The organism is Roseovarius sp. A46, assembly GCF_004126395.1.
In the GTDB taxonomy this organism is placed as follows: Bacteria; Pseudomonadota; Alphaproteobacteria; order Rhodobacterales; family Rhodobacteraceae; genus Roseovarius; species Roseovarius nitratireducens.
The window spans coordinates 41,354-66,442 of the sequence record NZ_PVWS01000007.1; the positions used below are offsets into that span (position 1 = coordinate 41,354).

Annotated in this window: 27 protein-coding genes; 14 read left to right on the forward strand and 13 right to left on the reverse strand. The window is 66.8% G+C overall.

The features are described from left to right. Window positions 1–46: 46 nt before the first annotated feature. From purN to C6W92_RS05565, 3 genes are all read right to left on the reverse strand, one after another. Window positions 47–640: a phosphoribosylglycinamide formyltransferase gene (gene purN, locus C6W92_RS05555; RefSeq protein ID WP_129432043.1), complete on the reverse strand. Its 594-nt coding sequence runs from the start codon at window positions 638–640 to the stop codon at window positions 47–49. Then, complete coding sequence (gene purM, locus C6W92_RS05560) at window positions 637–1,692, reverse strand: phosphoribosylformylglycinamidine cyclo-ligase (RefSeq protein ID WP_129432044.1); 1,056 nt, start codon at window positions 1,690–1,692, stop codon at window positions 637–639. Before purM ends, purN begins: the two co-directional genes overlap by 4 nt. 210 nt (window positions 1,693–1,902) lie before the next feature. After that, window positions 1,903–2,760, reverse strand: coding sequence for a sigma-70 family RNA polymerase sigma factor (locus C6W92_RS05565; protein WP_129432045.1), 858 nt, complete (start codon window positions 2,758–2,760; stop codon window positions 1,903–1,905). A gap of 101 nt (window positions 2,761–2,861) precedes the next feature. Between C6W92_RS05565 and C6W92_RS05570 the strand changes: the two genes are divergently transcribed. Then, window positions 2,862–3,461: a MarR family transcriptional regulator gene (locus tag C6W92_RS05570; RefSeq protein WP_129432046.1), complete on the forward strand. Its 600-nt coding sequence runs from the start codon at window positions 2,862–2,864 to the stop codon at window positions 3,459–3,461. 73 nt (window positions 3,462–3,534) lie between these two features. Here the strand turns inward: C6W92_RS05570 and serS are convergent, their stop codons facing one another. Then, a complete protein-coding gene (gene serS / locus C6W92_RS05575) occupies window positions 3,535–4,827 on the reverse strand; it encodes a serine--tRNA ligase (protein ID WP_129432047.1) in 1,293 nt (430 codons plus the stop codon). Window positions 4,828–5,052: 225 nt separating this feature from the next. On the opposite strand from serS, the gene yajC reads away from it, so the two are divergent. The 12 genes from yajC to arsJ all read left to right on the forward strand — a co-directional run bounded on the left by yajC (window position 5,053) and on the right by arsJ (window position 15,057). Continuing rightward, window positions 5,053–5,334 (forward strand): preprotein translocase subunit YajC, encoded by a 282-nt coding sequence (gene yajC, locus C6W92_RS05580; RefSeq protein WP_104017054.1) that lies wholly within the window; start codon window positions 5,053–5,055, stop codon window positions 5,332–5,334. 41 nt (window positions 5,335–5,375) lie between these two features. Continuing rightward, window positions 5,376–8,009, forward strand: a complete 2,634-nt coding sequence (gene secD, locus C6W92_RS05585; protein ID WP_129432048.1) for a protein translocase subunit SecD — start codon at window positions 5,376–5,378, stop codon at window positions 8,007–8,009. Further along, a complete protein-coding gene (locus C6W92_RS05590) occupies window positions 8,002–8,763 on the forward strand; it encodes a sulfite exporter TauE/SafE family protein (RefSeq protein ID WP_129432049.1) in 762 nt (253 codons plus the stop codon). The genes secD and C6W92_RS05590 overlap by 8 nt, the downstream gene beginning before the upstream one ends. A 3-nt stretch (window positions 8,764–8,766) precedes the next feature. Beyond that, on the forward strand, window positions 8,767–9,120 hold the full coding sequence (locus C6W92_RS05595) for an Mth938-like domain-containing protein (RefSeq protein WP_104017052.1): 354 nt from the start codon (window positions 8,767–8,769) through the stop codon (window positions 9,118–9,120). Window positions 9,121–9,177: 57 nt separating this feature from the next. Continuing rightward, a complete protein-coding gene (ccmA, locus tag C6W92_RS05600) occupies window positions 9,178–9,795 on the forward strand; it encodes a heme ABC exporter ATP-binding protein CcmA (protein WP_129432050.1) in 618 nt (205 codons plus the stop codon). Beyond that, a complete protein-coding gene (ccmB, locus tag C6W92_RS05605; protein WP_104017050.1) occupies window positions 9,792–10,448 on the forward strand; it encodes a heme exporter protein CcmB in 657 nt (218 codons plus the stop codon). Before ccmA ends, ccmB begins: the two co-directional genes overlap by 4 nt. 16 nt (window positions 10,449–10,464) lie before the next feature. Continuing rightward, window positions 10,465–11,205 (forward strand): heme ABC transporter permease, encoded by a 741-nt coding sequence (locus C6W92_RS05610; protein ID WP_129432051.1) that lies wholly within the window; start codon window positions 10,465–10,467, stop codon window positions 11,203–11,205. Beyond that, entirely contained in the window at window positions 11,202–11,360 is a 159-nt protein-coding gene (gene ccmD / locus C6W92_RS05615) for a heme exporter protein CcmD (RefSeq protein ID WP_129432052.1), read from the forward strand. Before C6W92_RS05610 ends, ccmD begins: the two co-directional genes overlap by 4 nt. Next, entirely contained in the window at window positions 11,353–11,892 is a 540-nt protein-coding gene (locus tag C6W92_RS05620) for a DsbE family thiol:disulfide interchange protein (RefSeq protein WP_129432053.1), read from the forward strand. The genes ccmD and C6W92_RS05620 overlap by 8 nt, the downstream gene beginning before the upstream one ends. An 86-nt stretch (window positions 11,893–11,978) precedes the next feature. Next, on the forward strand, window positions 11,979–12,818 hold the full coding sequence (locus C6W92_RS05625; RefSeq protein ID WP_129432054.1) for a helix-turn-helix domain-containing protein: 840 nt from the start codon (window positions 11,979–11,981) through the stop codon (window positions 12,816–12,818). Further along, on the forward strand, window positions 12,815–13,813 hold the full coding sequence (locus C6W92_RS05630; protein WP_129432055.1) for an ArsJ-associated glyceraldehyde-3-phosphate dehydrogenase: 999 nt from the start codon (window positions 12,815–12,817) through the stop codon (window positions 13,811–13,813). Before C6W92_RS05625 ends, C6W92_RS05630 begins: the two co-directional genes overlap by 4 nt. Continuing rightward, entirely contained in the window at window positions 13,810–15,057 is a 1,248-nt protein-coding gene (gene arsJ / locus C6W92_RS05635; RefSeq protein WP_129432056.1) for an organoarsenical effux MFS transporter ArsJ, read from the forward strand. Before C6W92_RS05630 ends, arsJ begins: the two co-directional genes overlap by 4 nt. A 19-nt stretch (window positions 15,058–15,076) precedes the next feature. On the opposite strand, the gene sucD is transcribed toward arsJ, so the two are convergent. Genes sucD through C6W92_RS05655 form a run of 4 tightly spaced genes read right to left on the reverse strand, consistent with a single transcriptional unit; the run spans window position 15,077 to window position 19,322 of the window. Continuing rightward, a complete protein-coding gene (sucD, locus tag C6W92_RS05640) occupies window positions 15,077–15,958 on the reverse strand; it encodes a succinate--CoA ligase subunit alpha (protein WP_129432057.1) in 882 nt (293 codons plus the stop codon). Beyond that, the gene (locus tag C6W92_RS05645) at window positions 15,958–17,148 is read right to left on the reverse strand and encodes a malate--CoA ligase subunit beta (protein ID WP_104017043.1); all 1,191 of its coding nucleotides are present in this window, start codon (window positions 17,146–17,148) and stop codon (window positions 15,958–15,960) included. Before C6W92_RS05645 ends, sucD begins: the two co-directional genes overlap by 1 nt. 13 nt (window positions 17,149–17,161) lie before the next feature. Further along, window positions 17,162–18,103 (reverse strand): CoA ester lyase, encoded by a 942-nt coding sequence (locus C6W92_RS05650; protein WP_129432058.1) that lies wholly within the window; start codon window positions 18,101–18,103, stop codon window positions 17,162–17,164. A 13-nt stretch (window positions 18,104–18,116) separates the two neighbouring features. Next, window positions 18,117–19,322, reverse strand: a complete 1,206-nt coding sequence (locus C6W92_RS05655) for an aminotransferase class V-fold PLP-dependent enzyme (protein WP_129432059.1) — start codon at window positions 19,320–19,322, stop codon at window positions 18,117–18,119. 192 nt (window positions 19,323–19,514) lie between these two features. Between C6W92_RS05655 and C6W92_RS05660 the strand changes: the two genes are divergently transcribed. Next, the gene (locus tag C6W92_RS05660; protein ID WP_241691078.1) at window positions 19,515–20,189 is read left to right on the forward strand and encodes a response regulator transcription factor; all 675 of its coding nucleotides are present in this window, start codon (window positions 19,515–19,517) and stop codon (window positions 20,187–20,189) included. Between the two features lie 162 nt (window positions 20,190–20,351). Here C6W92_RS05660 and C6W92_RS05665 read toward each other — a convergent pair whose 3' ends face one another. The 5 genes from C6W92_RS05665 to C6W92_RS05685 all read right to left on the reverse strand — a co-directional run bounded on the left by C6W92_RS05665 (window position 20,352) and on the right by C6W92_RS05685 (window position 25,006). Next, complete coding sequence (locus C6W92_RS05665; RefSeq protein WP_129432060.1) at window positions 20,352–21,098, reverse strand: ATP-binding cassette domain-containing protein; 747 nt, start codon at window positions 21,096–21,098, stop codon at window positions 20,352–20,354. Beyond that, window positions 21,095–21,880, reverse strand: coding sequence for an ABC transporter permease (locus tag C6W92_RS05670; protein WP_129432061.1), 786 nt, complete (start codon window positions 21,878–21,880; stop codon window positions 21,095–21,097). The genes C6W92_RS05665 and C6W92_RS05670 overlap by 4 nt, the downstream gene beginning before the upstream one ends. Continuing rightward, complete coding sequence (gene alr, locus C6W92_RS05675) at window positions 21,877–22,914, reverse strand: alanine racemase (RefSeq protein ID WP_129432062.1); 1,038 nt, start codon at window positions 22,912–22,914, stop codon at window positions 21,877–21,879. The genes C6W92_RS05670 and alr overlap by 4 nt, the downstream gene beginning before the upstream one ends. A 97-nt stretch (window positions 22,915–23,011) precedes the next feature. Beyond that, on the reverse strand, window positions 23,012–23,125 hold the full coding sequence (locus C6W92_RS05680; RefSeq protein WP_104017037.1) for an entericidin EcnA/B family protein: 114 nt from the start codon (window positions 23,123–23,125) through the stop codon (window positions 23,012–23,014). Window positions 23,126–23,170: 45 nt separating this feature from the next. Continuing rightward, the gene (locus C6W92_RS05685) at window positions 23,171–25,006 is read right to left on the reverse strand and encodes an extracellular solute-binding protein (RefSeq protein ID WP_129432063.1); all 1,836 of its coding nucleotides are present in this window, start codon (window positions 25,004–25,006) and stop codon (window positions 23,171–23,173) included. Window positions 25,007–25,089 lie beyond the last annotated feature (83 nt).

The following is a 25,089-nucleotide window of genomic DNA, read 5'->3' on the forward strand; positions in this document are numbered from 1 at the left end:
CCTCGGCGGGGTATATCCCAGCCTCCCGGCAAATGAAATGCCCCGCTCAGGGCAGCATCACCGGGCGCCGGTCGCCAGCGGCAAAGCGTTTCAGCACCGCCGGATATAGGATGTGCTCCTGCTCCAACACCCGCGCGGCGAGGGTCCGCTCCGTGTCGTCCGGCAGGATCGGCACCCGCGCCTGCCCGAGGATGGGCCCATCGTCGAGCGCGGGCGTGACCTCGTGGACGGTGCAGCCGGCCTCGGTATCTCCTGCCGCCAGCGCGCGGGCATGGGTGTCGAGCCCGCGATACTTCGGCAAGAGCGAGGGATGGATGTTGAGCATCCTGCCCTGCCAGGGTGCGACGAAGCCGGCGGTAAGCACCCGCATGAATCCCGCGAGGGCGATGATGTCGATGGCGTGCGGGACGAGCCGTTCGGCGAGTGCGGCCTCGAATGCCGCGCGATCGCCCGCGAAGGGGCGGTGATCGACCACGTCGGTCGGGATACCCGCGTCCCGCGCCCACGCGATACCGCCCGCCTGCGGATCGTTCGACAGGACCAGCGCGGCGCGCGCGGGGTGATCGCCGGTCATGCTTTCGACCAGCGCGCGCATGTTCGAGCCGCCCCCGGAGATGAAGATCGCGACCCGCTTGCTCAAGCGAGCTGCTCGCAATAGCGCACCCCGGTCCCGGCGGTGACATGGCCGATGCGGTGGGTGGTCTCGCCCGCGTCCCGCAGCGCGGTCTCGACCGCGTCGGCGCTGTCGGCGGCGGCAACCACCACCATGCCGATCCCGGCGTTGAAGGTCTTGAGCAGCTCCGCCCCGGCGAGCTCGCCCGTCTCGGAAAGCCAGCCAAAGACCGGCGGCAGCGCCCATGCGCCGAGGTCGATCTCGGCGCCCGTGCCCTCGGGCAGCACGCGCGGCAGGTTCTCGGTCAGCCCGCCGCCGGTGATATGGGCAAGGCCGTGCACGCCGCCCACCGCCAGCGCCGCGAGCGCCGGGCGCACATAGAGCCGCGTGGGCGCGAGCAACGCCGCGCCGAGGGTCTGCTCCGCGTCCCACGGACAGGCATCGTCCCAGCCAAGGCCAGAGCGTTCGACGATCCGGCGCACGAGGCTGTAGCCGTTGGAATGCACGCCATCCGAGGCTAGGCCAATGAGTACATCGCCCTCGACCACGCCGCGCGGCAGGTCGTTGCCGCGCTCCATCGCCCCTATGGCAAACCCCGCGAGGTCGAAATCGCCCGCCGGGTACATGCCCGGCATCTCCGCCGTCTCGCCGCCGATGAGCGCGCAGCCCGCGCCCCCGCAGCCGCGCGCGATCCCCTCGATGATCCGCGCGGCATTATCGAGTTCGAGCTTTCCGGTGGCGAAATAGTCGAGGAAAAACAGCGGCTCGGCCCCCTGACACACCAGGTCGTTGACGCACATGGCGACGAGGTCCACACCGACGCCATCCACCAGCCCGGTGTCGATGGCGATGCGCAGCTTGGTGCCCACGCCATCGGTGGCGGCCACGAGGACCGGATCGGCGAAACCGGCGGCCTTGAGATCAAAGAGACCGCCGAAGCCACCAAGACCGGCCATCACCCCGGGCCGTTTCGTGGCGGCGGCGGCGGGCTTGATCCGCTCAACCAGCGCGTTCCCGGCATCGATATCGACGCCCGCCTCGGCATAGGTCAGCCCGTTTGGTTTGCCGGTTCCGGTCATGCTCTGGTGTCCTTTTCGTGTCTCGCGCAATGCAGTATTGCATCCACCTGTCCCGCGCAATCGCAAAGCCCGCGACACCAGCGGGGCAGGGCGGATCAGGGGGCCGGACACGGCAAAGCGCGGCCTGCCGCAACACCCGTATCGGGCCGGCATTCCGCTCGCGCCGGCCGTCCGCGCGGTTCTGTCCTGTCCTGTCCCGGACTTGCTGTATCAGATGGTATCGTGCATCGTCGCGTCGTCGCCCAGCATCGCGCGCAGCCGTTCCAGCCCGCGGTCGCGCAACTGCCGTATCCGCTCGCGCGAGACGCCGTGGATATCGCCCAGCTCCTGTAGCGTGAGCGGCGGATCGGCCAGCACGTTGGACACCACGATATGCCGCTCGCGCTCGGGCAGTGCGCCGAAATGATCGACCATGACGGCGCGCAACCGCGCGCGGTCGTGACGGTCGGCGACATCGGCCTCGACGTCCGTGTCGGGGTCGGGCAACAGGTCCATCGCCTCGGCCCCGTCCTCGCCGACGGGACCGTGCAACGAGGCGTCGGCCTGCCCGAATTGCCGGCGCATTTGGCCCAGCACGCGCGTATCGACCCCGAGCGCCGCGGCCAGGCGCGCCTCGCGCTCCGCGGGGTCCTCGCCGGGCCGGCGGGGCAGGTTATTCTCGATCTGCCCCAGCCGATAGAACGCCTGCCGCGCCTTGGCCGACCGGCCCCGCCGCACCAGCGACCAATTGAGCAGCCGGTAATCCTGCAACTCGGCGCGCACCCACCACGCCGCGTAGGTGGCGAAACGGATGCCACGATCCGGGTCAAAGCCGTCGGCGGCGCGCATCAGCCCGATATAGGCCTGTTGCATCAGGTCGGGATCGTCCTGCGCCCGGCCCTTGGTAAAGCGCGCCACCATCGCCTGCACCAGCGGGGTAAAGGCCGTGACCAGCCGGTTGCGCGCCGCCACGTCGCCGCGCTCGCGCCACGCGCGGGCCAGCCGCGTCTCCTCCTCGGGGGACAGGAAGGCGCGGCCCGCGGCGCGCGCGCGCTGGGGCGGTCGGTTCGGGAAATAGGGCTTGTTCATGGTCTCGGGCCCGACTCTTGCAGGGATGAAGTGATTTCGAATCGAAACTATCCCTCCGCGCGCCTCTGGTCAAACCGGTTTCGACTCGCTATTACTCTCCCATGAGCCGATCCAAGGCCCCCCAAGCCGACCCTGCCGAGGCGGCGCCCGCCACGCTGGCCGAATTGCTCGTGCATGTCGGGCGCTCGGCGCGCGGCGAAGAGGGCGGCCCCGCGCGCCTCACCGCCGCGCAATGGACGGCGCTGCGTTTCTTCGCGCGCGCCAACCGGGCCTCGCGCACGCCCTCGGCCTTCGCCAGTTTCCAGGCGACGACACGGGGCACCGCCTCGCAGACGATCAAGACGCTGGAGACGCGCGGCCTGCTGGCGCGCCGCCGGTCCGAGAGCGACGGACGCAGCGTGCACTTCGAGGTGACGGCCGAGGGGCAGGAGATGCTCGCCGCCGATCCGCTGCGGCACCTGATGGCAGCGATCGACCATTTGCCACAGGCCGACCGCGCGGCGCTGGCGCGCATCCTGCCCGAACTGTCAGCACAGCTCGCGGGCGCGCGCGGCGGCACCTGCGTGGGCACCTGCGGCCGCTGCGACCACTACGAATCGCGCGGCGATGGCGGCTATTGCGCCTGCGTCGCGATGAGCCTCGCACCCTTCGAGATCGGCCAGCTCTGCACGCGGTTCAGCCCGCGCGAGGCGGCGGAATAGGGCAGGGGGCTGTCTGCCCCCAGTCGCCCGGGACGGGCGCCTCCCCCCGAGAATATTTTGGGCAAGATGAAGCTCAGGCCAGCGTGCCCTCGGGCGTCAGCACGCGCTTGCCCCCCAGATACGGCACCAGCGCCTGCGGCAACACCACCGAGCCGTCCGCCTGCTGCCCGTTCTCCAGCACCGCGATCAGGCAGCGCCCCACCGCGAGGCCAGAGCCGTTGAGCGTGTGAACGTAATCCGGCTTGCCGCCGCCCTCGGGGCGGAACCGCGCGTTCATCCGCCGTGCCTGGAAATCCCCGCAGACCGAGACCGAGGAAATCTCGCGATAATTGTCCTGCCCCGGCAGCCAGACCTCGATATCGTGGGTGCGCCGCGCGCCGAACCCCATGTCGCCGGTGCACAGCACCACGGTGCGATAGGCCAGCCCCAGCCGGTCGAGGATGCCCTCGGCGCAGGCCGTCATCCGGTCGAGCTCGGCGCGGCTCTCGCCCGGGTGGGTGATCGAGACCATCTCGACCTTCTCGAACTGGTGCTGGCGCAGCATGCCCGCCGTGTCGCGCCCCGCGCTGCCCGCCTCCGAGCGGAAACACTGGGTGTGGGCGACATAGCGGCGGGGCAGGGTGGCCGCCTCCACCGTGTCGCCATGCACGAGATTGGTCAGCGTCACCTCGGCGGTGGGCACCAGCCACCAGCCATTGGTGGTCTGATAGCTGTCCTCGCCGAATTTCGGCAACTGCCCGGTGCCGCGCATCATCTCGTCGCGCACCAGCACCGGCGTCCAGGTCTCGGCGAGGCCGTTCTCGGTGATGTGGGTGTCGAGCATGAATTGCGCCAGCGCCCGGTGGAGCCGCGCCACCGCGCCCCGCAGCACCACGAAGCGGCTGCCAGAGAGCTTGGCGGCGGTCTCGAAATCCATGCCCGGAATGACGCCCGCGATCTCGTAATGCTCCTTGGGGGTAAAGTCGAACGCGGGCGGCGTGCCACGGCGGTAAAGCTCGACATTGTCATCCTCGTCGGCGCCCTCGGGGACATCGTCGAGGGGCAGATTGGGCAGGCCCATGAGCGCCTCGGTCAGTTGCTGATCGAGCTCGCGCGCCTGCGTCTGCATGGCCGCCACCTCGGCCTTCTTCTCCGAGACCAGCGCGCGCAACCGCTTGAACTCCGCCTCGTCGCCCTTGGCCTTGGCGGCGCCGACCTCCTTGGAGGCCCGGTTCTGCTCGGCCTGCGCGGTCTCGGCGGCATGGATACGCGCCCGCCGCGCCTCGTCGAGTGCCAGAATGTCGCCAGAGACCCCCTCCAGCCCCCGCCGGGCCATCGCCGCGTCAAAGGCTTGCGGGGTGTCGCGGATGGCGCGGATGTCGTGCATGGGGTCGTCCTCGTCCTGATCTGAATCGCCTGCCCGCGCTTATGCACCACTTCGCGGGCGAGGTGTAGGGCGGGGTTCAGCCTCCCTCTCGCACCGACGCGATACCGACGTAATACCGACGCTGTGCAGCCCCCGCTTTCGCGCCTTGCAAATGCGCGGCCCGAACCTTAGGTTCCGCGTCAACTCGCGGGGCCGGGCCCTGCCATCAGACAAGGAACGCACCCCATGGAAGCCTTCGCGCAATTCGTCCCGCTTATCCTGATCTTCGTCATCATGTACTTCCTGTTGATCCGTCCGCAGCAGAAAAAACTCAAGGAACACAAGGCGATGGTCGAGGCGCTGCGGCGTGGCGACCAGGTGGTGACCCAAGGCGGGCTGATCGGCAAGGTGGCCAAGGTCAAGGACGAGGGCGAGATCGAGGTAGAGCTTGCAGAGGGCGTCAAGGTGCGGGTCGTGCGCTCGACCATCGCGCAGGTGCTGTCCAAGACCGAGCCGGCCGAGGGCTAAAGGCCGCCACCGACCACGCAAGCCATTGAAAAGGCGCGACAATGCTGCAAATCGACCTGTGGAAACGCCTCCTGATCTGGGGCATCGTCGCGCTCGGGCTGCTGCTGGCCCTGCCCAATGGATTCTACTCCCGGGTCGAGACCCATAACGACGCCACCGCCGCCGTCGAGCGAGGTGCCAACCCCTCGGAATTGCAGGACGAATTGGCCCTCTGGCCCGACTGGCTGCCCTCGGGCCTCGTCAATCTCGGGCTCGATCTGCGCGGCGGCGCGCATCTGCTGGCCGAGGTGCAGGTGGGCGATGTCTACAAGGCGCGGCTGGAGGGCATGTGGCCCGAGGTGCGCGACCTGTTGCGAGAAGAGCGTGATCGGGTGGGCGCGATCCGCCTGCAAGACACTGAAAATGCAGAACTTCGTGTGCGAATGGTCGAGCGGCCGGAGATGGCCGAAGAGGCCGCGGCGCTGGTTCGCGGGCTCGCGCGCCCGGTCACCAGCCTGACCGGCGCCGGGGCCACCGACATCGCGGTGGCGAGCGAAGGCGCCGATATCATCGTGCGCCTGAGCGAGGCCGAGCAGCGCGCCACCGACGAGCGCACCGTGCGACAGGCGCTCGAGATCATCCGCCGCCGCATCGACGAGACTGGCACCCGCGAGCCAACGATCATGCGCCAGGGGGCAGATCGCATCCTCATCCAGGTGCCGGGCATCGGCTCTGCGGGTGAGCTCAAGGCGCTCATCGGCACCACCGCTCAACTGACCTTTCAGCCGGTGGTGAGCCGCACCTCCAACCCTGACGAGACCCCGGGCCCGGGCAACGAGATCCTGCCGGCGATGGACGACGAGGGGGTCCACTACATCCTCGAACGCGCGCCGGTCGTCACCGGTGAGGAGCTGGTCGATGCCCAGCCGGATTTCGACCAGAATGGGCAACCCGCCGTCTCGTTCCGTTTCAACCCCACCGGCGCGCGCAAATTCGGCGAGTACACCGCCGAGAATGTTGGTAATCCCTTTGCTATCGTGCTCGATGGCGAGGTGATCTCGGCCCCCGTGATCCAGAGCCACATCCCCGGCGGTTCTGGCATCATCACTGGCAATTTCACCGTCGAGGACAGCACGCAGCTTGCCGTGCTGTTGCGCGCAGGGGCGTTGCCTGCGGGGCTCGAATTCCTCGAAGAGCGCACCGTCGGGCCGGAACTGGGCGCCGACAGCATCGAGGCCGGCAAGATCGCCTGTATCGTGGCCTTCGCGCTGGTGCTGGCCTACATGCTGGCTTCGTATCGGATTTTCGGCCTGTTCGCCAATATCGCGCTCATCGTCAACGTCGGCCTGATCTTTGGTCTGCTGAGCCTCATCGGGGCCACGCTGACACTGCCGGGGATCGCGGGCATCGTGTTGACCATCGGCATGGCGGTGGATGCCAACGTGCTGGTCTTTGAGCGCATCAAGGAGGAGATGAAGACCGCCAAGGGCGCCGCCCGCGCGATTGAGCTGGGCTACGAAAAGGCGATGAGCGCCATCGTGGACGCCAACATCACCACCTTCATCACCGCCGTGATCCTCTACGCGATGGGCTCGGGCCCGGTACGGGGCTTTGCCATCACGCTGGGGTTGGGCATCATCACCTCGATCTTCACCGCGATTTTCGTGACCCGACTGATTGCCATCATGTGGTTCGAGCGCAAGCGCCCCAAGACCGTCTTGCAAGGTCGCGCGCTGCGTCTCGTGCCGCAGGAGACCGCGATCGACTTCTTCGGCCGGTGGAAGCTGTGGCTGGGTATTTCGGGCGTGATGATCCTCGTGGCACTCGGCTCCTTTGCGATACAGGGGTTGAATTTCGGTATTGATTTCAAGGGCGGCACGACGATCCGCACGCAGAGCGCCGAGCCGGTGGACGTCGGTCAGTACCGTGATGCGGTGGGCGATCTGGGACTGGGGGATGTGAGTATCACGCAGGTGTTCGACCCGACCTTCGGCCCCGACGAGAACGTGGCGATGATCCGTATCCAGGCGCAGGACGAAACCGAGAGCGTCTCGCCGGAGGTGATCTCGGCGGTGGAGCAGGCCTTGCGGGCTCAGGTGCCCGATATCCAGTTCACCTCGGTCGAGAGCGTCGGGCCCAAGGTCTCGGGCGAACTGATCCAGGCGGCGGTGATCGCCGTGGCGCTCGCCATCGCGGCGGTGCTGTTCTACATCTGGCTGCGCTTCGAGTGGCAATTCGCCGTTGGCGCGGTGCTGGCACTGGTGCACGACGTGGCGCTTACAGTGGGCGTGTTCTCGGAGCTGCAGATCCAGTTCGATCTGGCGATCATCGCGGCGCTATTGACCATCGTCGGCTACTCGCTCAACGACACTGTGGTGGTGTTCGACCGCGTGCGCGAGAACCTGCGCAAATACAAGCAAAAGCCGCTCCGCGAGGTGCTCAACATCTCTATCAACGAGACGCTGAGCCGCACGATGATGACCTCGGTCACCACGCTGCTGGCGCTCTTCGCACTGTACTTCCTCGGCGGTGACGTGATCCGGGGTTTTGTCTTCGCGATGATCTGGGGCGTGGTCGTGGGCACCTACTCGTCGATCTTCGTCGCCTCGACGATCCTGATGTGGCTGGGGGTGAAGCGCGACTGGTCGAAACCGGATGCCACCGCCGGCACGCAATTTGCCAATGTGGATGCCTGATCCACTCGTAGCGGCCCTGGCGACTCCGGGGTTGCCCTGGCTGATGCTGGCGATCGGGGTGGCCGGTATCGTGCGCGGCTTCTCGGGCTTCGGCACGGCGCTGATCTTTGTCCCTGTCGCCGGGATATTCCTTGCACCGCAGGTGATCGTGGGCGTGATGATGCTGACCGGCATCGTCAGTTCATCGGCGCTCCTGCCGCGTGCGTGGGGGCAGGCAGATCGGCGCGAGGTGGGGCTGCTGGCCTTCGCTGCACTGCTGACGGTACCCTTGGGCCTGTGGCTGATGGCCCGGATCGACCCGGAACTGATCCGCTGGTGCGTGGCCGTGATCGCCACGGTGACGCTGGCGGCGCTGGTATCGGGCTGGCGCTTTTCGGGGCGGGTGAGTCGCCCGCAACTGGCGGGTATCGGCGCGGCGGCGGGGGGTATCGGCGGGCTGACGGGGCTGACCGGGCCGGCGGTGATCCTGTTTTACCTCGCCGGGCAATCGGTGGCGCAGGCGGTGCGCGCCAACACCATCCTGTTCCTCGCCGCGCTCGACGTGGTGATCGTGGCCAACCTGCTGGCGAAGGGCGTGGTGGACTGGGCGCTTGTGGCGTTGGCACTGGTACTGGCAATTCCTTATGTCACCACCTCGCTCATCGGGCAGGCGCTGTTTGACCCGCGCCACGAGCGGCTCTACCGTTGGGTGGCCTACGCCGTGATCGCGCTCGCGGTGCTGAGCGGTCTGCCGATCTGGAGCAATGGAGCCTGAGCCATGCGCATGACCGAGATCACCTTTGCAGAGGCCACGCCGGTGGACGGCTACGGCCCCGGCTTTTTCCGCGTGGCCGGGCAGGTGATCGAAGGCGCGGTGCTGGTGACCGCGGCGTCGGCGCGCGGGTGGCGGGGCTTTGACGATCCCGCACCGCTCCTGGCGCTGGCGGGAGAGGTGGACGTGGTGTTCATCGGCACCGGGGCCGAGACGGCGCACGCCCCCGCCGACCTGCGCGACCGGCTGCACGAGGCCGGGCTGGGGGTCGAGGCGATGAATTCGCCCGCCGCCTGCCGCACCTACAACGTGCTCCTGTCCGAGGGTCGCCGAGTGGCGCTCGCGGCGCTGCCGGTGTGACATCGCGCGCAGGCTTTGGCGCTTTCCGCGCCTGCGGCTTTGGGCTAGGCAGAGCGCATGGTGTTACGTGTCACGGATATGGGCGTCGCCCGCGGCGGAGCGCCGGTGCTGGAAGGGGTGAGCCTCGCGCTCGGCCCCGGTGAGGCGCTGGTCCTGCGCGGACCCAACGGCATCGGCAAGACCACCCTCCTGCGCACGGTGGCGGGGCTTCAGCCCGCCCTTGGCGGTGAGGTCGAGGCCGCGCCCGAGAGCCTCGTCTATGCTGGGCACGCCGACGGGATCAAGGCGGCGCTCACCGTGATGGAGAACCTGCACTTCTGGGCACAGGTCTTTGGCACCAGGGACATTTCCCGGGCGCTGGAGACGTTTCGCCTTGGTCCACTGGCGAACCGGCAGGCCGGCGCGCTGTCTGCCGGGCAAAAGCGGCGGTTGGGCCTCGCGCGGCTCCTGGTCACCGGGCGGTCTGTCTGGCTGCTGGATGAGCCGACCGTGTCACTCGACACCGATGCGGTGGCGATGTTCGCGGGCGCGGTGCGTGCCCATCTTGCCGCGGGCGGTGCGGCGCTCATCGCCACGCATATCGACCTGCGGCTGTCGGAGGCGCGCATCCTCGATCTCGCACCCTATCGCGCCGCGCCGCTGGCGGTGGAGGATTTTGACGGGGTGTTCCTGTGATCGCGCTTCTCACTCGCGACATGCGGCTCGCGGTGCGCGCTGGCGGCGGCTTTGGCCTCGGGCTGGCGTTCTTTCTGATCGTCGTGGTGCTGGTGCCCTTCGGCGTCGGACCACAGAGCGCCCTTCTGTCGCGGATCGCGCCGGGAATGCTGTGGCTGGGCGCACTGCTTGCCTGCCTGCTGTCGCTCGACCGCATCTTCGCCCTCGATCACGAGGATGGCAGCCTCGATCTGCTGGCCACCTCGCCCCTGCCGATGGAGGGGATCGTGGTGGTCAAGGCTTTCGCGCACTGGCTCACCACCGGCCTGCCTCTGGTGCTGGCCGCGCCCGTGCTGGGCGTGCTGCTCAATCTGCCGGGGCCGGGCTTTGGCTGGCTGGTGCTGTCGCTGGTGCTGGGCACCCCCGCGCTCAGCGTGATCGGCACCTTTGGCGCGGCGCTCACCGTGGGGCTGAAACGCGGCGGATTGCTCCTCAGCCTGCTTGTGTTGCCGCTCTACGTACCCACATTGATATTCGGTGCCGAGGTGGCGCGGCGTGGGGCCGAGGGGCTCGCCGTGACCACGCCGCTGGCGCTTCTGGCGGGGATCACCTGCGGCACGATCGCGCTTTTGCCTTTCGCCTCCGCTGCGGTATTGAAGGTCAACCTGCGATGACGGACGGATACAGCCCATGAATCTGAATGCCCTTTGGGAATACGCCAATCCGAAGAAGTTCATCGAGACCACCGACCGCGTCCTGCCTTTCGTGGCGTGGTCGGCGGCGCTCCTGCTGGCGGCGGGGTTGGTCTGGGGCTTTTTCTTTACACCCGAGGATTACCGGCAGGGCTCGACGGTCAAGATCATCTACCTGCATGTTCCCGCTGCGCTGATGGCGATCAACACGTGGCTGATGATGCTGGTCACGTCGCTGGTCTGGATCGTGCGCCGCCACCATGTGAGCGCGCTCGCCGCGCGCGCCGCCGCCCCGGTGGGCATGGTGATGACGCTCATCGCGCTCGCGACCGGTGCGCTCTGGGGACAGCCGATGTGGGGCACGTGGTGGGCATGGGACCCGCGGCTCACGAGTTTTTTGATCCTGTTCCTGTTCTATCTGGGGTATATCGCGCTGTGGGAGGCGATCGAGAACGACGACACCGCCGCGGACCTCACCTCGATCCTGTGCCTTGTCGGCTCTGTCTTCGCGCTCTTGAGTCGGTATGCGGTGAATTTCTGGAATCAGGGTCTGCACCAAGGTGCGTCGCTCAGCCTCGACAAGGAGGAGAACGTGGCCGACGTGTTCTGGTATCCGCTGCTGGTGACGATGGCGGGCTTTGTGCTTCTGTTTGTCGCGCTTGTGCTGGTGCGCACGCGCACCGAGATCAGGGCAAGGCGGACGCGCGCGCTCGAGGCACGTGAAAGGATGCAGGCATGATCCCCGAACTGGGCAAATACGCGGGCGCAGTGTTGTCGTCCTACGGGGTGTCGCTGGCACTTCTGGCCGTGATCGTCTGGACCAGCCTGCGGCGCTCGGCACGCGTCAAGCGGGCTTTGGAAGAAATAGAGAAGCGGAGAAGAACCGATGGCTAGGCTTTCGCCCCTCATGGTCGCGCCGCTGGTTGTGTTTGCTGCCTTCGCGGGGCTGGCGCTCATCGGACTTTATCGCGAGAATCCCGATGCGCTCCCTTCGGCGCTGGCGGGCCGGCAGGCCCCGGCGGTTGAGACCACTCCGCTCGGCGACAAGCCGGGCTTTGGGGACGCCGACCTGCGCGCGGGCGAGGTCAGCCTCGTCAACTACTGGGCAAGCTGGTGCTCGCCCTGCCGGGTGGAGCACCCCAACCTGATGCAGCTCGCCGCCGATGGTATCCCCGTCTACGGCGTCAACTACAAGGACAAGCCCGGCAACGCGCTAGGTTTTCTCGAAGAGCTGGGCAATCCCTATACCGGTATCGGCGCGGATTCGTCCGGGCGCATGGCGCTCGAGTGGGGAGTCTACGGCGTGCCCGAGACCTACGTGATCGACGGGCAGGGCGAGATCGTGCAGCGCTTTGCCGGTCCGATCACCGACCGTGTACTGGAGAATACCATCCGCCCGGCGATCGAGGCGGCGCGCGAGCGCTAGCGCGGCCTTAGCGTCTTTCGTGAAGTTTTGGTGACAGCAAGCCGTGGGCCTTGCCGCACCCCCAATATTTTGCATATTCGCGAAATATGGAAAAAGAAATCGCCACCCGCCTTTCCACGCTCGGACATCCGCAACGGCTCGGTATTTTCCGGCTGCTCATGCGGCGCTATCCTGATCGCTTGCCGGCGGGGGAATTGGCCGATGCACTCGCGCTCAAGCCCTCGACCCTCTCGGCCTACCTGAATGCGCTGTTGCGCGCCGGGCTGATCACCCAGGAGCGTCACGCCACGTCGCTCAGATATTCCATCAACATGACCGAGGTGCGCCGCACCTTCGATTACCTGCTCAACGACTGCTGCCGCGGGCGGTCCGATATCTGCGTCCCCGCCTCCACCCGCAAAGGAATCCCGGACATGGCCGACAGGAAATACAACGCGCTCTTCATCTGCGTGGGCAACTCTGCCCGTTCGATCTTTGCCGAGACCATCCTGCGCGAGATCGCGGGCGACCGGTTCAACGCCTATTCCGCTGGAACTCGGCCCTTTTCCGAACTCAATCCCTTCGCGCTGGAAGTGCTGAAATCCAAGGGGCACGACAACTCTGACCTGCGCGCCAAGAACGTAACAGAATTCACGGGGCCGAACGCCCCGGTGATGGACTTCGTCTTTACCGTTTGCGACCGGGCCGCGAACGAGGAGTGCCCGGCCTGGGAAGGGCAACCCGTCACCGCCCATTGGGGCACACCCGACCCGGTCAGCGCCGAGGGCACCGAGGCGGAAAAGGCGCTCGCCTTCCAGCACGCCTATGGCGCGCTGCGCAACCGGATCATGATCTTCGCGGCGCTGCCTTTCGACTCGCTGGACAAGGTGAGCCTTCAGGCCCGGGTGGACGACATCGGGCGCAAGGCCGACGAGGCCGAAGCATGACCGTCTACGCCATCAACGGGTTGGGCCGGATCGGCAAGCTGATCCTCAAGCCGCTGCTGGCGCGTGGCGCGCAGGTGGCGTGGATCAACGACGCGGTGGGCGATGCGGAGATGCACGCGCATCTTCTGGAGTTCGACACGGTGCACGGGCGGTGGGATGCGGCGTTTTCGCATGATGAGGGCGGCATCACCATCGACGGGACGCGCCTGCCGTTCATCGGGACGCGCGACCTTGGCGACCTGCCGCTCGACGGTGTCGACGTGGTGATCGACTGCACCGGCGTCTACAAGACCGGGGCAAAACTGGCCCCTTACTTCGACGCCGGGGTAAAAAAACTCGTCGTCTCTGCCCCGGTCAAGGACGGGGACGTCGCCAATATCGTCTACGGCGTCAACCACGACATCTACGATCCCGCCCGCCACCGCATCGTCACGGCGGCAAGCTGCACCACCAATTGCCTCGCGCCCGTCGTCAAGGTGCTGCACGAGTCCATTGGCATCAAGCACGGCTCGATCACCACGATTCACGATGTGACCAACACGCAAACCATCGTGGACCGCCCCGCCGAGGACCTGCGCCGCGCGCGCTCCGCGCTCAATTCACTGATCCCCACCACCACGGGCAGCGCCACGGCGATCACGCTGATCTACCCGGAACTCAAGGGCCGTCTCAACGGCCACGCCGTGCGCGTGCCGCTGCTCAATGCCTCGATCACCGATTGCGTGTTCGAGATGGAGCGGGAGACCTCTACGGAGGAGGTGAACGCCCTGTTCAAATCCGCAGCCGAGGGGCCGCTCGCGGGTATCCTCGGCTACGAGACGCGACCCTTGGTCAGCGCCGACTACACCAACGACACGCGCTCCGGCATCGTCGATGCGCCCTCCACCATGGTGGTGAACGGCACGCAGGTGAAGGTGTATGTCTGGTATGACAACGAGATGGGCTATGCGCATCGGCTGGTCGATGTGGCGTGCATGGTGGGAGCATCATTGTGAGCCCACGCCCCGAGGGCCTTTCGGCCTATATCGCCGTCACGGCGGCCTATTGGGCCTTCATGCTGACCGATGGCGCGCTGCGGATGCTGGTGCTGCTGCACTTTCACACGCTCGGGTTCAGTCCGGTGCAGCTGGCTTACCTGTTTGTCCTCTACGAGATCGCGGGGATGGTGACGAACCTCTCGGCAGGCTGGATCGCGGCACGGTTCGGGCTAACCTCGACGCTCTACGCGGGGCTGGGATTGCAGGTGCTGGCACTCATCGCGCTGGCGCAGCTCGATCCGGACTGGACCGTCGCGCTTTCGGTGGCCTACGTGATGGCGGTGCAAGGAGCGAGCGGAGTGGCCAAGGACCTGGCCAAGATGTCCTCGAAATCCGCCGTCAAGCTGCTCGCACCAGCGCAAGACGGCGGGCTGTTCCGCTGGGTCGCGACGCTGACGGGATCGAAAAACGCCGTCAAGGGGCTGGGTTTCCTGCTGGGTGCGGCGCTGTTGGCCGGGATCGGTTTCAACGGCGCGGTCTGGGCGATGGCGGGGGTGCTGGCACTGATCCTCGTGGCCGTGGCGCTCGCCATGCCGCCGGGCCTCCCCACGGGGCGCAAGGGCGCGAAATTCTCCGAGGTGTTCTCGAAATCCGCCAACGTCAACTGGCTCAGCGTAGCGCGCGTGTTCCTCTTCGGTGCGCGCGACGTGTGGTTCGTGGTGGGCATCCCCGTCTATTTCTACGGCGTGCTGTCGGACGGTTCCGAGGTCGGGAACCGCGCGGCGTTCTTCATGATCGGCAGCTTCATGGCGGGGTGGATCATCCTCTACGGCGCGGTGCAGGCGGGCGCACCAAGCCTGATGCGCGCGGGCATCCGACCCGAGGGCGACATGATCCGCGCCGCGCGGGGTTGGGCTTTGGCCTTGCTCGCGGTGCCGGTGGCGCTGACTGTTGCGGCACTGCTGGCGGGTGGGCCGCAGACATGGCTCACGATCACGCTGGTGACGGGCCTTCTGGCCTTCGGCGCGGTCTTTGCCGTGAATTCCGCGCTCCATTCCTACCTGATCCTCGCCTTCAGCCGGGCGGAACGGGTGACGATGGATGTGGGCTTCTACTACATGGCCAACGCCGGCGGGCGTCTCTTGGGCACGGTACTCTCGGGGCTGACCTACCAGGCGGGCGGGTTGCCGCTGATGCTGGGCACGGCCAGCGCGATGATCGCTGTCTCGGCGTTCGCGGCGGGGCGGTTGCGCGCCGGGTGAGGCCCCGGCGCGTAGGGGGTCAGGCCACCATCTTCGCTACCACCTCGCCGAAGGACGAGGGCGTAGGTACAATGGTCACGCCGGCATCGCCGAGGATCTCCACCTTTTCCTGCGCCGATTCGCCAAACGCCGACACGATGGCGCCGGCATGGCCCATGCGCCGCCCCTTGGGCGCCGAGAGACCGGCAATGTAGGCCGCAACCGGCTTGGTCATATGGTCGCGGATATAGGCGGCGGCCTCGGCCTCCTGCGGGCCGCCGATCTCGCCCACCATCACCACGGCGTCGGTCTCGGGGTCGTTCTCGAACAACTCCAGGATATCGCGGAAGCTTGATCCGTTGATCGGGTCACCGCCGATGCCGACCGAGGTCGAGACGCCGATACCGTGCTCCTTCATCTGGCTCGCGGCCTCGTAGCCGAGCGTGCCTGACCGCCCGACAATACCCACGCGTCCCGGCATGTAGATATGCGGCGGCATGAGCCCGGCAAAGGCCTGCCCGGGCGTGATGATCCCGGCGCAGTTGGGGCCGATCAGGCGCATCCGGCGCTCGGCCTTGTAGCGGCGCATATAGCGTTTCACGCGGATCATGTCGCGCGCCGGGATGCCGTCGGCGATGCAGACGCAGGTTTTGATCCCCGCATCCGCCGCCTCCATGATCGCGTCGGCGGCGAACGGGGGGGGCACGAAGCAGATCACCAGATCCGCGCCGGTCTCGGCCACGGCGCCCTTGACGGTGTTGAAAACCGGCAGGCCGTCATGCTTGGTCCCGCCCTTGCCCGGGGTCACGCCGCCCACGACGTTGGTGCCGTGCTTGATCATGTCGGCGGCGTGAAAGCTGCCGATGCGTCCGGTCAGGCCAGTGACGAGCACGCGGCTGGATGTGTCGATGAGAATGGCCATCAGGCGGCTCCCTTTTCCGATTTGTGGGCAGCAGACCACGCCGCAACCACCTTTTCCGCGGCGTCGGCGAGGCTCTCGGCGGTCTGGATGGGCAGGCCGCTCTCGGCGATGAGGCGGCGGCCCTCCTCGACATTGGTGCCCGACAGCCGCACCACCAGCGGCATGGTCAGCTCCAGCTCGCGCACCGCGCGGATAACCCCCTCGGCGATCCAGTCGCAGCGGTTGATACCCGCAAAGATGTTGACGAGGATCGCCTCGACATTGGGATCGTTCAGCACCGCCTGGAACGACATGAGCACGCGCTCGGGGCTTGCCCCACCGCCCACGTCGAGAAAGTTGGCGGGCTCTCCCCCGGCCATTTTGATCATGTCGAGTGTCGCCATGGCGAGACCCGCGCCGTTGACGATGCAGCCGATCTCCCCGTCGAGTCCGATATAGTTCAGCCCGCGATCCGAGGCGAAGGTCTCGCGCGAATCCTCCTGGCTCTTGTCGCGCAGCTCCGAGATTTCGGGGCGGCGGAAAAGGGCGTTGTCGTCAAAGCTCACCTTGGCGTCCAGCGCCACGATCTCGCCCGCGCCGGTGACGACCAGCGGGTTGATCTCTACCATGTTGGCGTCGGTTTCTTCCATCATGCGGTAACAGCCGATGATGGTCTTGACCGCCTGCGGGATGAGCGGCGGGTCGAGGTCGAGCGAAAACGCGATCTCGCGCGCCTGGAACGCCTGCATTCCCACCGCCGGATCGACCACCGAGCGGATGATCGACTCGGGCTCCTCAGCCGAGATTTCCTCGATCTCCATGCCGCCCTGCGCCGAGGCCACGACGACCACGCGCTCTTCCTTGCGGTCCATCACGAAGGCGAGATAGATTTCCTGCGCGATATCGGTGGCTTCCTCGACATAGAGGCGGCTCACCAGCTTGCCCTGCGGGCCGGTCTGGTGCGTGACCAGCATCCGGCCCAGCATCCAGCTTGCCGCTTCGCTGATCTCTTTCTCCGACTCGCAGATGCGCACGCCGCCCGCCTTGCCGCGGGCACCGGAATGGATTTGCGCCTTGACCACCCACTTGTCGCCCGACAACTCCGACGCGCGGTATACGGCCTGTTCGGGGCTATAGGCGATGCCGCCGCGCGGCACCTGCACGCCAAAGCGCCTCAGCAGGTCCTTGGCCTGGAATTCGTGGATATCCATTTGATTTCCTCCCTTATCCCTTGGCGGCGATGGCGTCGGCCACGCTCAGCACGTTGTTGGCCATCCGCTCTGATGCCGCGTCGATCATCTTGCCGTCGAGGCTCGCGGCGCCGCGGCCCTCGGCCTCGGCCTTGCGCAACTCCTCGATGATGCGCCGCGCGCGCGTCACCTCTGCCTCGGGGGGCGAGAACACCTCGTTTGCCAGCGCGATCTGGCTGGGGTGGATGGCCCATTTGCCCTCGATCCCCACCGCGGCGGCGCGTTTTGCCGACAGGATATAGCCATCCGGGTCGGAGAAATCGCCGAACGGCCCGTCGATGGCGCGCAGCCCGTAGGCACGGCAGGCCACGGTCATGCGGCTCAGCGCGAAATGCCACTGGTCGCCCGGGTAATCGGGGTTGAGCCCGCCGATCACCACGGTGCGCGCGCGGGTCGAGGCGGCGTAATCGGCGACGCCGAAATGCAGCGCCTCAAGCCGTCCGGGGGCCGCGGCGATGGCCTCGACATTGGCCATGCCGAGGGCGGTCTCGATCAGTGCCTCGAGGCCGATCTGGTGGGTGAAGCCCATGGCTTCCTCGATCTGGCTCACCATGGTTTCCACGGTGTAGAGATCCGCTGGCACGCCCACCTTTGGCACCAGGATCGTGTCGAGATGCTGACCCGCCTGTTCCACGATCTCGACCACGTCGCGATACATGTAATGCGTGTCGAGCCCGTTGATGCGAATCGAGACGGTCTTGCCCCTAGCTTTCCAGTCGATGTCGTTGAGCGCCTGGATGATGTTGGCGCGGGCCTGCACCTTGTCGGGGGGCGCGACGGCATCCTCGAGATCGAAGAAGATGTAATCGACCTCTGACTCCGCTGCCTTCTCGATCATCGAGGGGTTGGAGCCGGGCACGGCCAGTTCCGACCGTTGCAGGCGCTGCTTCTTGAGCGGGTGAAGGGTGTAGCTCATGTCATCTGTCCTTTCAGGCGGCGCGCGCGGCGCTGCGGGTCTGTACTGGCGGGGCCGTCATGCGAAACACCTCTTGCGCGGCGGCGACGCCCTGGCCGGGGCTGATGGCCGCCCCCGCGTCGCGCAGCGCCATTTCCGCTGCCGACAGCGCGCCGCACAGCATCACCGGGTTGAGTGAGCCGAGATGGCCGATGCGGAAGGCACGACCGGCAAGCTTGGCAAGGCCCGAGCCGAGCGAGGTCTGATACTTGTGATAGGCGGTCTCGATCACCTGGCGTGCGTCGATGCCCTCGGGGGCGTAGATCGCGGACACGGTGTCGGAATGCCATTCTGGCGCGTCGGCCACGAGGCGGCAGCCTTGCCATTCGGCTACGGCGGCGCGCACGCCCGAGGCGAGGCGATGATGCCGCTCCCAGACCGATTCGAGCCCGGCCCCGAGCAGCATGTCGAGCGACACGCGCAGGCCGCGCAGGAGCTGCGTCGGGGGTGTGTACGGGAAATAGCCGGTGTCATTCAGCCGGATCATGTCCGAAAAGCTGAAATAGCAGCGCGGCATTTTGGCGCGCTCATGGGCGGCGAGAGCCTTTTCGCTGACCGCGAGCAGGCCAAGGCCGGCGGGCAGCATAAAACCCTTCTGCGAGCCCGCGACGGCAAGATCGACGCCCCAGGCCTCCATCTCGAACTCGATAGAGCCGATGGAACTCACCCCGTCCACGAACAAAAGCGCCGGGTGCCCGGCGGCGTCGAGCGCGGTGCGGATGGCGGCGACGTTGGACGTCACGCCGGTGGCCGTCTCATTATGGGTGGCAAAGACGGCCTTGATCTCATGCGCCTTGTCGGCGGCGAGGCGCGCGGCGTAATCCTCCACGGGCACGCCTTTGCCCCACTCCACGTCGATCACCTCGACATCGAGGCCGAGCCGCTCGGTCATATCCACCCAAAGCATTGAAAACTGGCCGAAACGCGACATCAGCACGCGGTCGCCACTGTTCAGCGTGTTGGTGATTGCGGCCTCCCACGCGCCCGTGCCTGAGCCGGGAAAGACGAACACGCGGCCGGTCTCGGTGCGAAACACCTTTTTCAGGTCAGCGAGCAGCGGCAGGATGAAATCGCCGAAATCGGGCGCGCGCATGTCCTCCATGGGCAGGTTCATCGCGCGGCGCACTTCCTCGGGGACGTTGGTGGGGCCGGGGATGAATAGATGGGTGTTGCCGTTCATTTGGTCCTCCTCTTCGGTTGACCTCTTGTCGCCGGTCGCGCGCCGCCCGGGAACGCCCGCGTGCATGGAAAGCGCGGCCAAGAGGGGGGTGTTTCGCCCCGCCGGGTAGGGCGCCCCTACCCGGCGCCGCAGGGGCGGCATACGTCTGTATGCAAAAAAATCGTTTGATTTCATGCATTTCCTTTGTCTTTGATGGCGGATCAGGAGGAGGAGGCCATGCGCGACATGGTGGATGCGACCGCTCAGGACGCGGAACATGGTTTGCCCGAGGTAATCGTGGCGGACAGGCATCTTATTGTCTGTCAGGGGCTGGGCTCGCTCGTGGCGCAGATGGCGCAGGTGCGGCTCGGGCCGTTCGCCACCGATCAGGCGAGCCTGCGCAAGGCACTGGCGGCGCGACGCGGTCCCTGCATCGTGATCCTCGGCGTGCGGCTCGCCGATGCCGATCTCGGCCGTGTGCTCGAGATGCTGCGGCGCGATCACGCCTCGGTGCTCGTGGTGGTGGTGGTCGAGGAGAGCGAATTCGCCTTCATCCGCACGGCGGTCAAGGCGGGTGCCAACTCGGTCTGCCTGATGGGGCAGGTCCTGACCTCCCTGCCCAAGGTACTCGGGCGGCTGGTGGAGGGGCATTGCATCCTGCCGGTGGACGTGATGCGCCGCCTGACCGGCGAACGGGCCGAGACCCTGTCGCGCCGCGAGCACGAGATACTTGGCCTGCTCACCGACGGGCTCACGAATTTCCAGATAAGCGCGCGGCTCGGTCTGTCCGAGAACACGGTGAAATATTACCTCAAGGCGATCTACCAGAAGCTCGAGGTCAATTCCCGTGGCGGCGCCATCGCGAAATACGTGGCCGGGCACTACTGACGGGGCGGCGTGCGTCCGGGCAGGTCATGGCCTAGAGCCGCCGTAGGCCGTCAGTGTCGGGTGACCCTCACAGCAAGGCAAGGTCAAGAAAGTTTAAAACGTTCTTGAACGGAATCTTTTCAAGATTCCGTTTTTCAACGCTCCCTTCAGGCAGTCCGCCCCTTAACGCACTGCCTCGATCGGCCCCTCGGCGCGCCCGTGGATGAACTGGTCAAGATAGGGATCGCCCGACGTGTCCATTTCCCCCACCGGCCCGGTCCATTGGATCACCCCGTCATGCAGCATCGCCACGTTGTCGGCGATGGCGCGCACGCTCGTCATGTCGTGGGTGATGGTCATGGCGGTCGCGCCCATCTCTACCACGATCTCGCGGATCAACTCGTTGATGACGCCTGACATGATCGGATCGAGACCCGTTGTCGGCTCGTCGAAGAAGATGATTTCCGGTTCCGCGGCGATGGCCCGCGCGAGGCCCACGCGTTTCTGCATGCCGCCCGACAATTCTGCCGGGAAGTTATCCGCCACATCCGGTTTCAGCCCCACGCGGCGCAGCTTCTCGATGGCGATCTCGCGCGCTTCGGCCTTCGGCCGCTTGAGCGAGCCACGCAGCAGGCGAAAGGCCACGTTCTGCCACACCGGCAGCGAATCGAACAGCGCCCCGCCCTGGAACAGCATCCCGAACCGCGCGAGAAAGGCGTCGCGGTCACCCTTGGTCACGTCGCGCCCGTCGAGCGTGATCTCGCCGCTGTCGGGCCGGATCAGCCCGAGAATGCACTTGAGTGCCACCGACTTGCCGGTGCCCGAGCCGCCGATGACGACCATCGACGTGCCGGACGGGATCGTCAGGTTCACCCCGCGCAGCACACGGTTCTCGCCAAAGGCCTTGTGAACGTCCGTAAGCTCGATCATGCGGAAAAGAATACCTCGGTCAGCACGTAATTGGCGGCGAGGATCAGCACCGACGACGCCACCACCGCCGATTTCGTGGCGCGGCCCACGCCCTGCGCGCCGCGGCCCGAATTCATCCCGTGATAGCAGCCCATCAGCGCCACGATGAAGCCGAATACCGCCCCCTTGATGAGACCCGAGACCACGTCCCATGTCTCGAGAAAGTCGATGGTGGTCTTGAGATAGGTGCCCGCCCCGAAATCGAGTCGCCCGACGCCCACCATGAACCCGCCCATGATGCCGATGGCGTCGCCCACTGCCACCAGCAGCGGCAGCGCCAGCGTGGCGGCCAGGACCCGGGGCAGGGTGAGGTATTTCATCGGGTTGGTGGACAGCGTGGTCAGCGCGTCGATCTGCTCGGTTACCTTCATCGTGCCGATCTCGGCGGCGATGCTTGAGGCCACGCGCGCGGCCACCATGAGCCCGCCGAGAACCGGGCCAAGCTCGCGCGTGAGGCCGATGGCCACGATCGAAGGTACCACTGTCTCGGCGTTGAAGCGCGCGCCGCCGGCGTAGATCTGCAAGGCCAGCGCCCCGCCGGTAAAAAGCGCCGTCATGCCCACCACGGGCAGTGACAGCCAGCCGATCTGTATCAGTGCATGGCCGAACTCGCGCCAATAGAAGGGCGGGCGCGCGAGATGGCTCACCGCGTCGGTGGCATAGAGCGTCACCCGCCCGACCCCGGCCAGCGCGGCGATCACCGCGCGCCCGATGGCCGCGAGGAGGCGCGCGAGCGCACTCACGCGCCGACAAGGCGCCGCGTGTAGCGCCCCCCCAGCGAGGTCAGGATTTCATAGCTGATGGTGCTCGCGTTGTCGGCCAGTACGTCGATGCCCTGCTCGGGACCGAGCAGCCGCAGGCTCGACGGATCGTGGCCCAGGTCGGTGATGTCCACCCCGATCAGGTCCATCGAGATACGGCCTGCAATGCGGCAGGGCGTCTCCTCGGCATAAAGGGACGTGCGCGGCCCCATGCCCCGCAGGATTCCATCGGCATAGCCCGCCGATACGGTGGCGATCCGGGTGGGGCGGGCGGCCACGAAATCGTTGCCATAGCCCACCGTCTCGCCTGCCTCCAGGTCGCGGCACTGGATGACGGGGAGGTCAAGCGTGACCACCGGCCGCGCGTCCGTGAAAGGCGCGCCGCCATAAAGCCCGATCCCGGGACGCGCGAGGTCGAAATGGTAATCGGGGTGCATCAGGATGCCGCCGGTATTGGCGAGGCTGCGCGGGATATCCAACCCCTCGGTCATCTCGCGGAAGGCGCGCAACTGCTGCGCGTTCATCGCGTGATCCGCCTCGTCGGCACAGGCAAGGTGGCTCATGATGAGCCGCAGCCCCTGCGTCAGCGCAATCTCGCGCACCGCCTGCCATTCCGCGGGCTCCATCCCCAGCCGGTTCATGCCACTGTCGAGCTGGATGCCAAAGGCGCGGCCGGGAAGCGCCTCGGCGTGGCGGATCATCTGGTCGACCGAGTTGATCATCGGCACGAGGCCGCAGTCCGCGATCATGTCGGCATCGCCGGACATGTGGCCCGAGAATACGTGGATCGCCGCCTCCGGCCCCACCACGTCACGCAGCGCGGCCCCCTCCTCGGCGATGGCCACGAAGAAGCTGCGCACGCCCTCGCGCACCAGCCTGCGGGCGACGCGGGCCGCCCCGAGCCCATATCCATCGGCCTTGACCACTGCTGCCGTCTCACCCGTGTTGGCGGCGTCGAGCGCGCGCCAGTTGGCGGCGATGGCGTCGAGGTCGATGGTGAGGGTGGCGGTGCTCATGACATGGGTTTTGACAGTCAGGACGGGGGCGTCAAGAGGAAAGCAGGCCCCGCGCTTACCGGCGCGAGCCATGAGCGCCGCGCCGCCCGCGACCGCGTCAGAACCAGCTCTGGACGCCGCGCGCGGCGCCGGAGATGTCGCGCCCGATGCCATCGACGGTGGCACACCCGGCCAGCCCGGCGATGAGGGCGAGGGCAATCAGTTTGCGCATGTGTCTGCCTGTGCTTGGTTGCTCTGCTCGTGTGACGGCGTAGCCTTAAGGCTCTTCGCTCTTCTTGTCCCACCAGACCGTCGGCAGGAAATGAATTCCGTCACCGTAGATCGGCAGGTTATCCACAGGATAGGTCAAATCTGCCCTGTGGGCAATACGGCCCACCGCATAGCGGTGGATGGGGATGACATAGCGCCCGGTCGTCAGCACCCGGTCGAGCGCGCGGGTGGCGGCGATAAAGCCTTCGCGGTCGGGTGCGGCGAGCATGGCGTCGATCATCGCCTCGGCCGCCTCCGAGCGCATGCCCATCAGGTTGCGGCTGCCGGGCTCGTCGGCATGATCCCCCCCCCAGTAGAAGCGCTGCTCGTTACCCGGGCTCAGTGACAGTGACCGGCGCATCATCGTCAGGTCAAAATCGAACTGCGCCGCGCGCTCGGAATATTGCGCCTTGTCCACCGTCTCGATGGTGAGCGCGATGCCCAACCGCGCCAGCGCACGGGTGTATATGTCCATCATCGCGCCCGCCTGCGCGATCAACCCGTCCTGTTGCAGCAGGACGGTCAGCTCCAGCGGGCGGCCCGCGTCATTCACCAGCCGGCCCTCTTGCACCTGCCAGCCGGCCTGACCCAGCAAACGCATCGCCCGGCGCAGCCCGGCGCGGTTGCGCGCCGTGCCGTCGCTCACCGGCAGGTCGTAGCCGTCGAGCGCGCCGGGCAGCAGTGTGTCCCCGAAGGGCAGGAGCAGCTCTCGCACGCGACCCTCGGCAGGGCCGGGCCGCATGGCCAGTTCGGAGCCCGAGAAATACGAGGTAATGCGCGGCTGCCGCCCGCCGGTGAGCGTGTCGTTGATATGCTCGAAGTTGAACGCGGTGATGAGCGCCTCGCGCACCCGCCAGTCATCGAGCGGTGCGCGCCGGGTGTTCATCACGAAGCCGGTCATCCCCGAGGGCTGCTCGTGGGGGATTTCCGACAGCACGATCTCGCCGCGCTCCACGGCGGGAAAGTCATACTGATTGGCCCAGGCCTCGGCGTTGAACTCGCGCACATAGCTCAGCAGCCCGCCCTTGAACGCCTCCTTGAGCACCGTGTCGTCGCCGTAGAACTCGATCCTGATCTCGTCGAAATTATGCGTGCCGCGCCGATAGGGCAGGTCGCGGCCCCAGTAATCCGGGTCGCGCCGGAGCGACACGAAGCGGCCCGGCTCGTAGTCGGCGACGACATAGGGTCCGCTGCCGAGGGGCACGTCGTCGAGCCCGCCTTCGGCGATGTCGCGTCCCTCCCATTGTGCCTTTTGCAGGATCGGGCGCATCCCGGCCAGCAGCGCCAGCTCGCGATCGGCCTCGTTGAAGGTGATGCGCACCTTGCGCGCGCCGGTCGCCTCGATGGAGGCGACCTTCTGCCAGAAGCTGCGATAGCGGGCGTGACCGCGTGTGCCCAGCGCCTCGAAGGACCAGATCACGTCGTCTACCGTCACCGGCGAGCCGTCGGAGAATCGGGCCTCGGGCCGCAGGGTGAATTCCACCCAGGATCGGGCTGCATCGGTCTCGACCGATTCGGCCAGCAGGCCGTACAGCGTGAACGGTTCGTCATACGAGCGGCCCATCAGCGTCTCGTGCGTGAGATGCGCGATCTGCCACGGCGCGGTGCCGCGAATGATAAAGGGATTGAGCGAATCGAAGCTGCCGACATTGCCGGTGACGATGCGCCCGCCCTTGGGCGCATCCGGGTTGGCATAGGGTAGCGACACAAAATCAGGTGGCAGGGCGGGGGTGCCATACATAGCTATGCCATGCGCGGGCTCAGCACTTGTCGGCGGGGCCGCCAGCGCGACCACGAGCGCCGCCAGCGCGCCGCGCAATGTGGAGAAAAAATCCGGTGTCATTTTGGCGACAATTCCTGCTCTGCCTTGTTTTCTTGACGCCAAGCCTAAGACCGGATTCACGTCTTTTCAAACTTTTAGCTTGG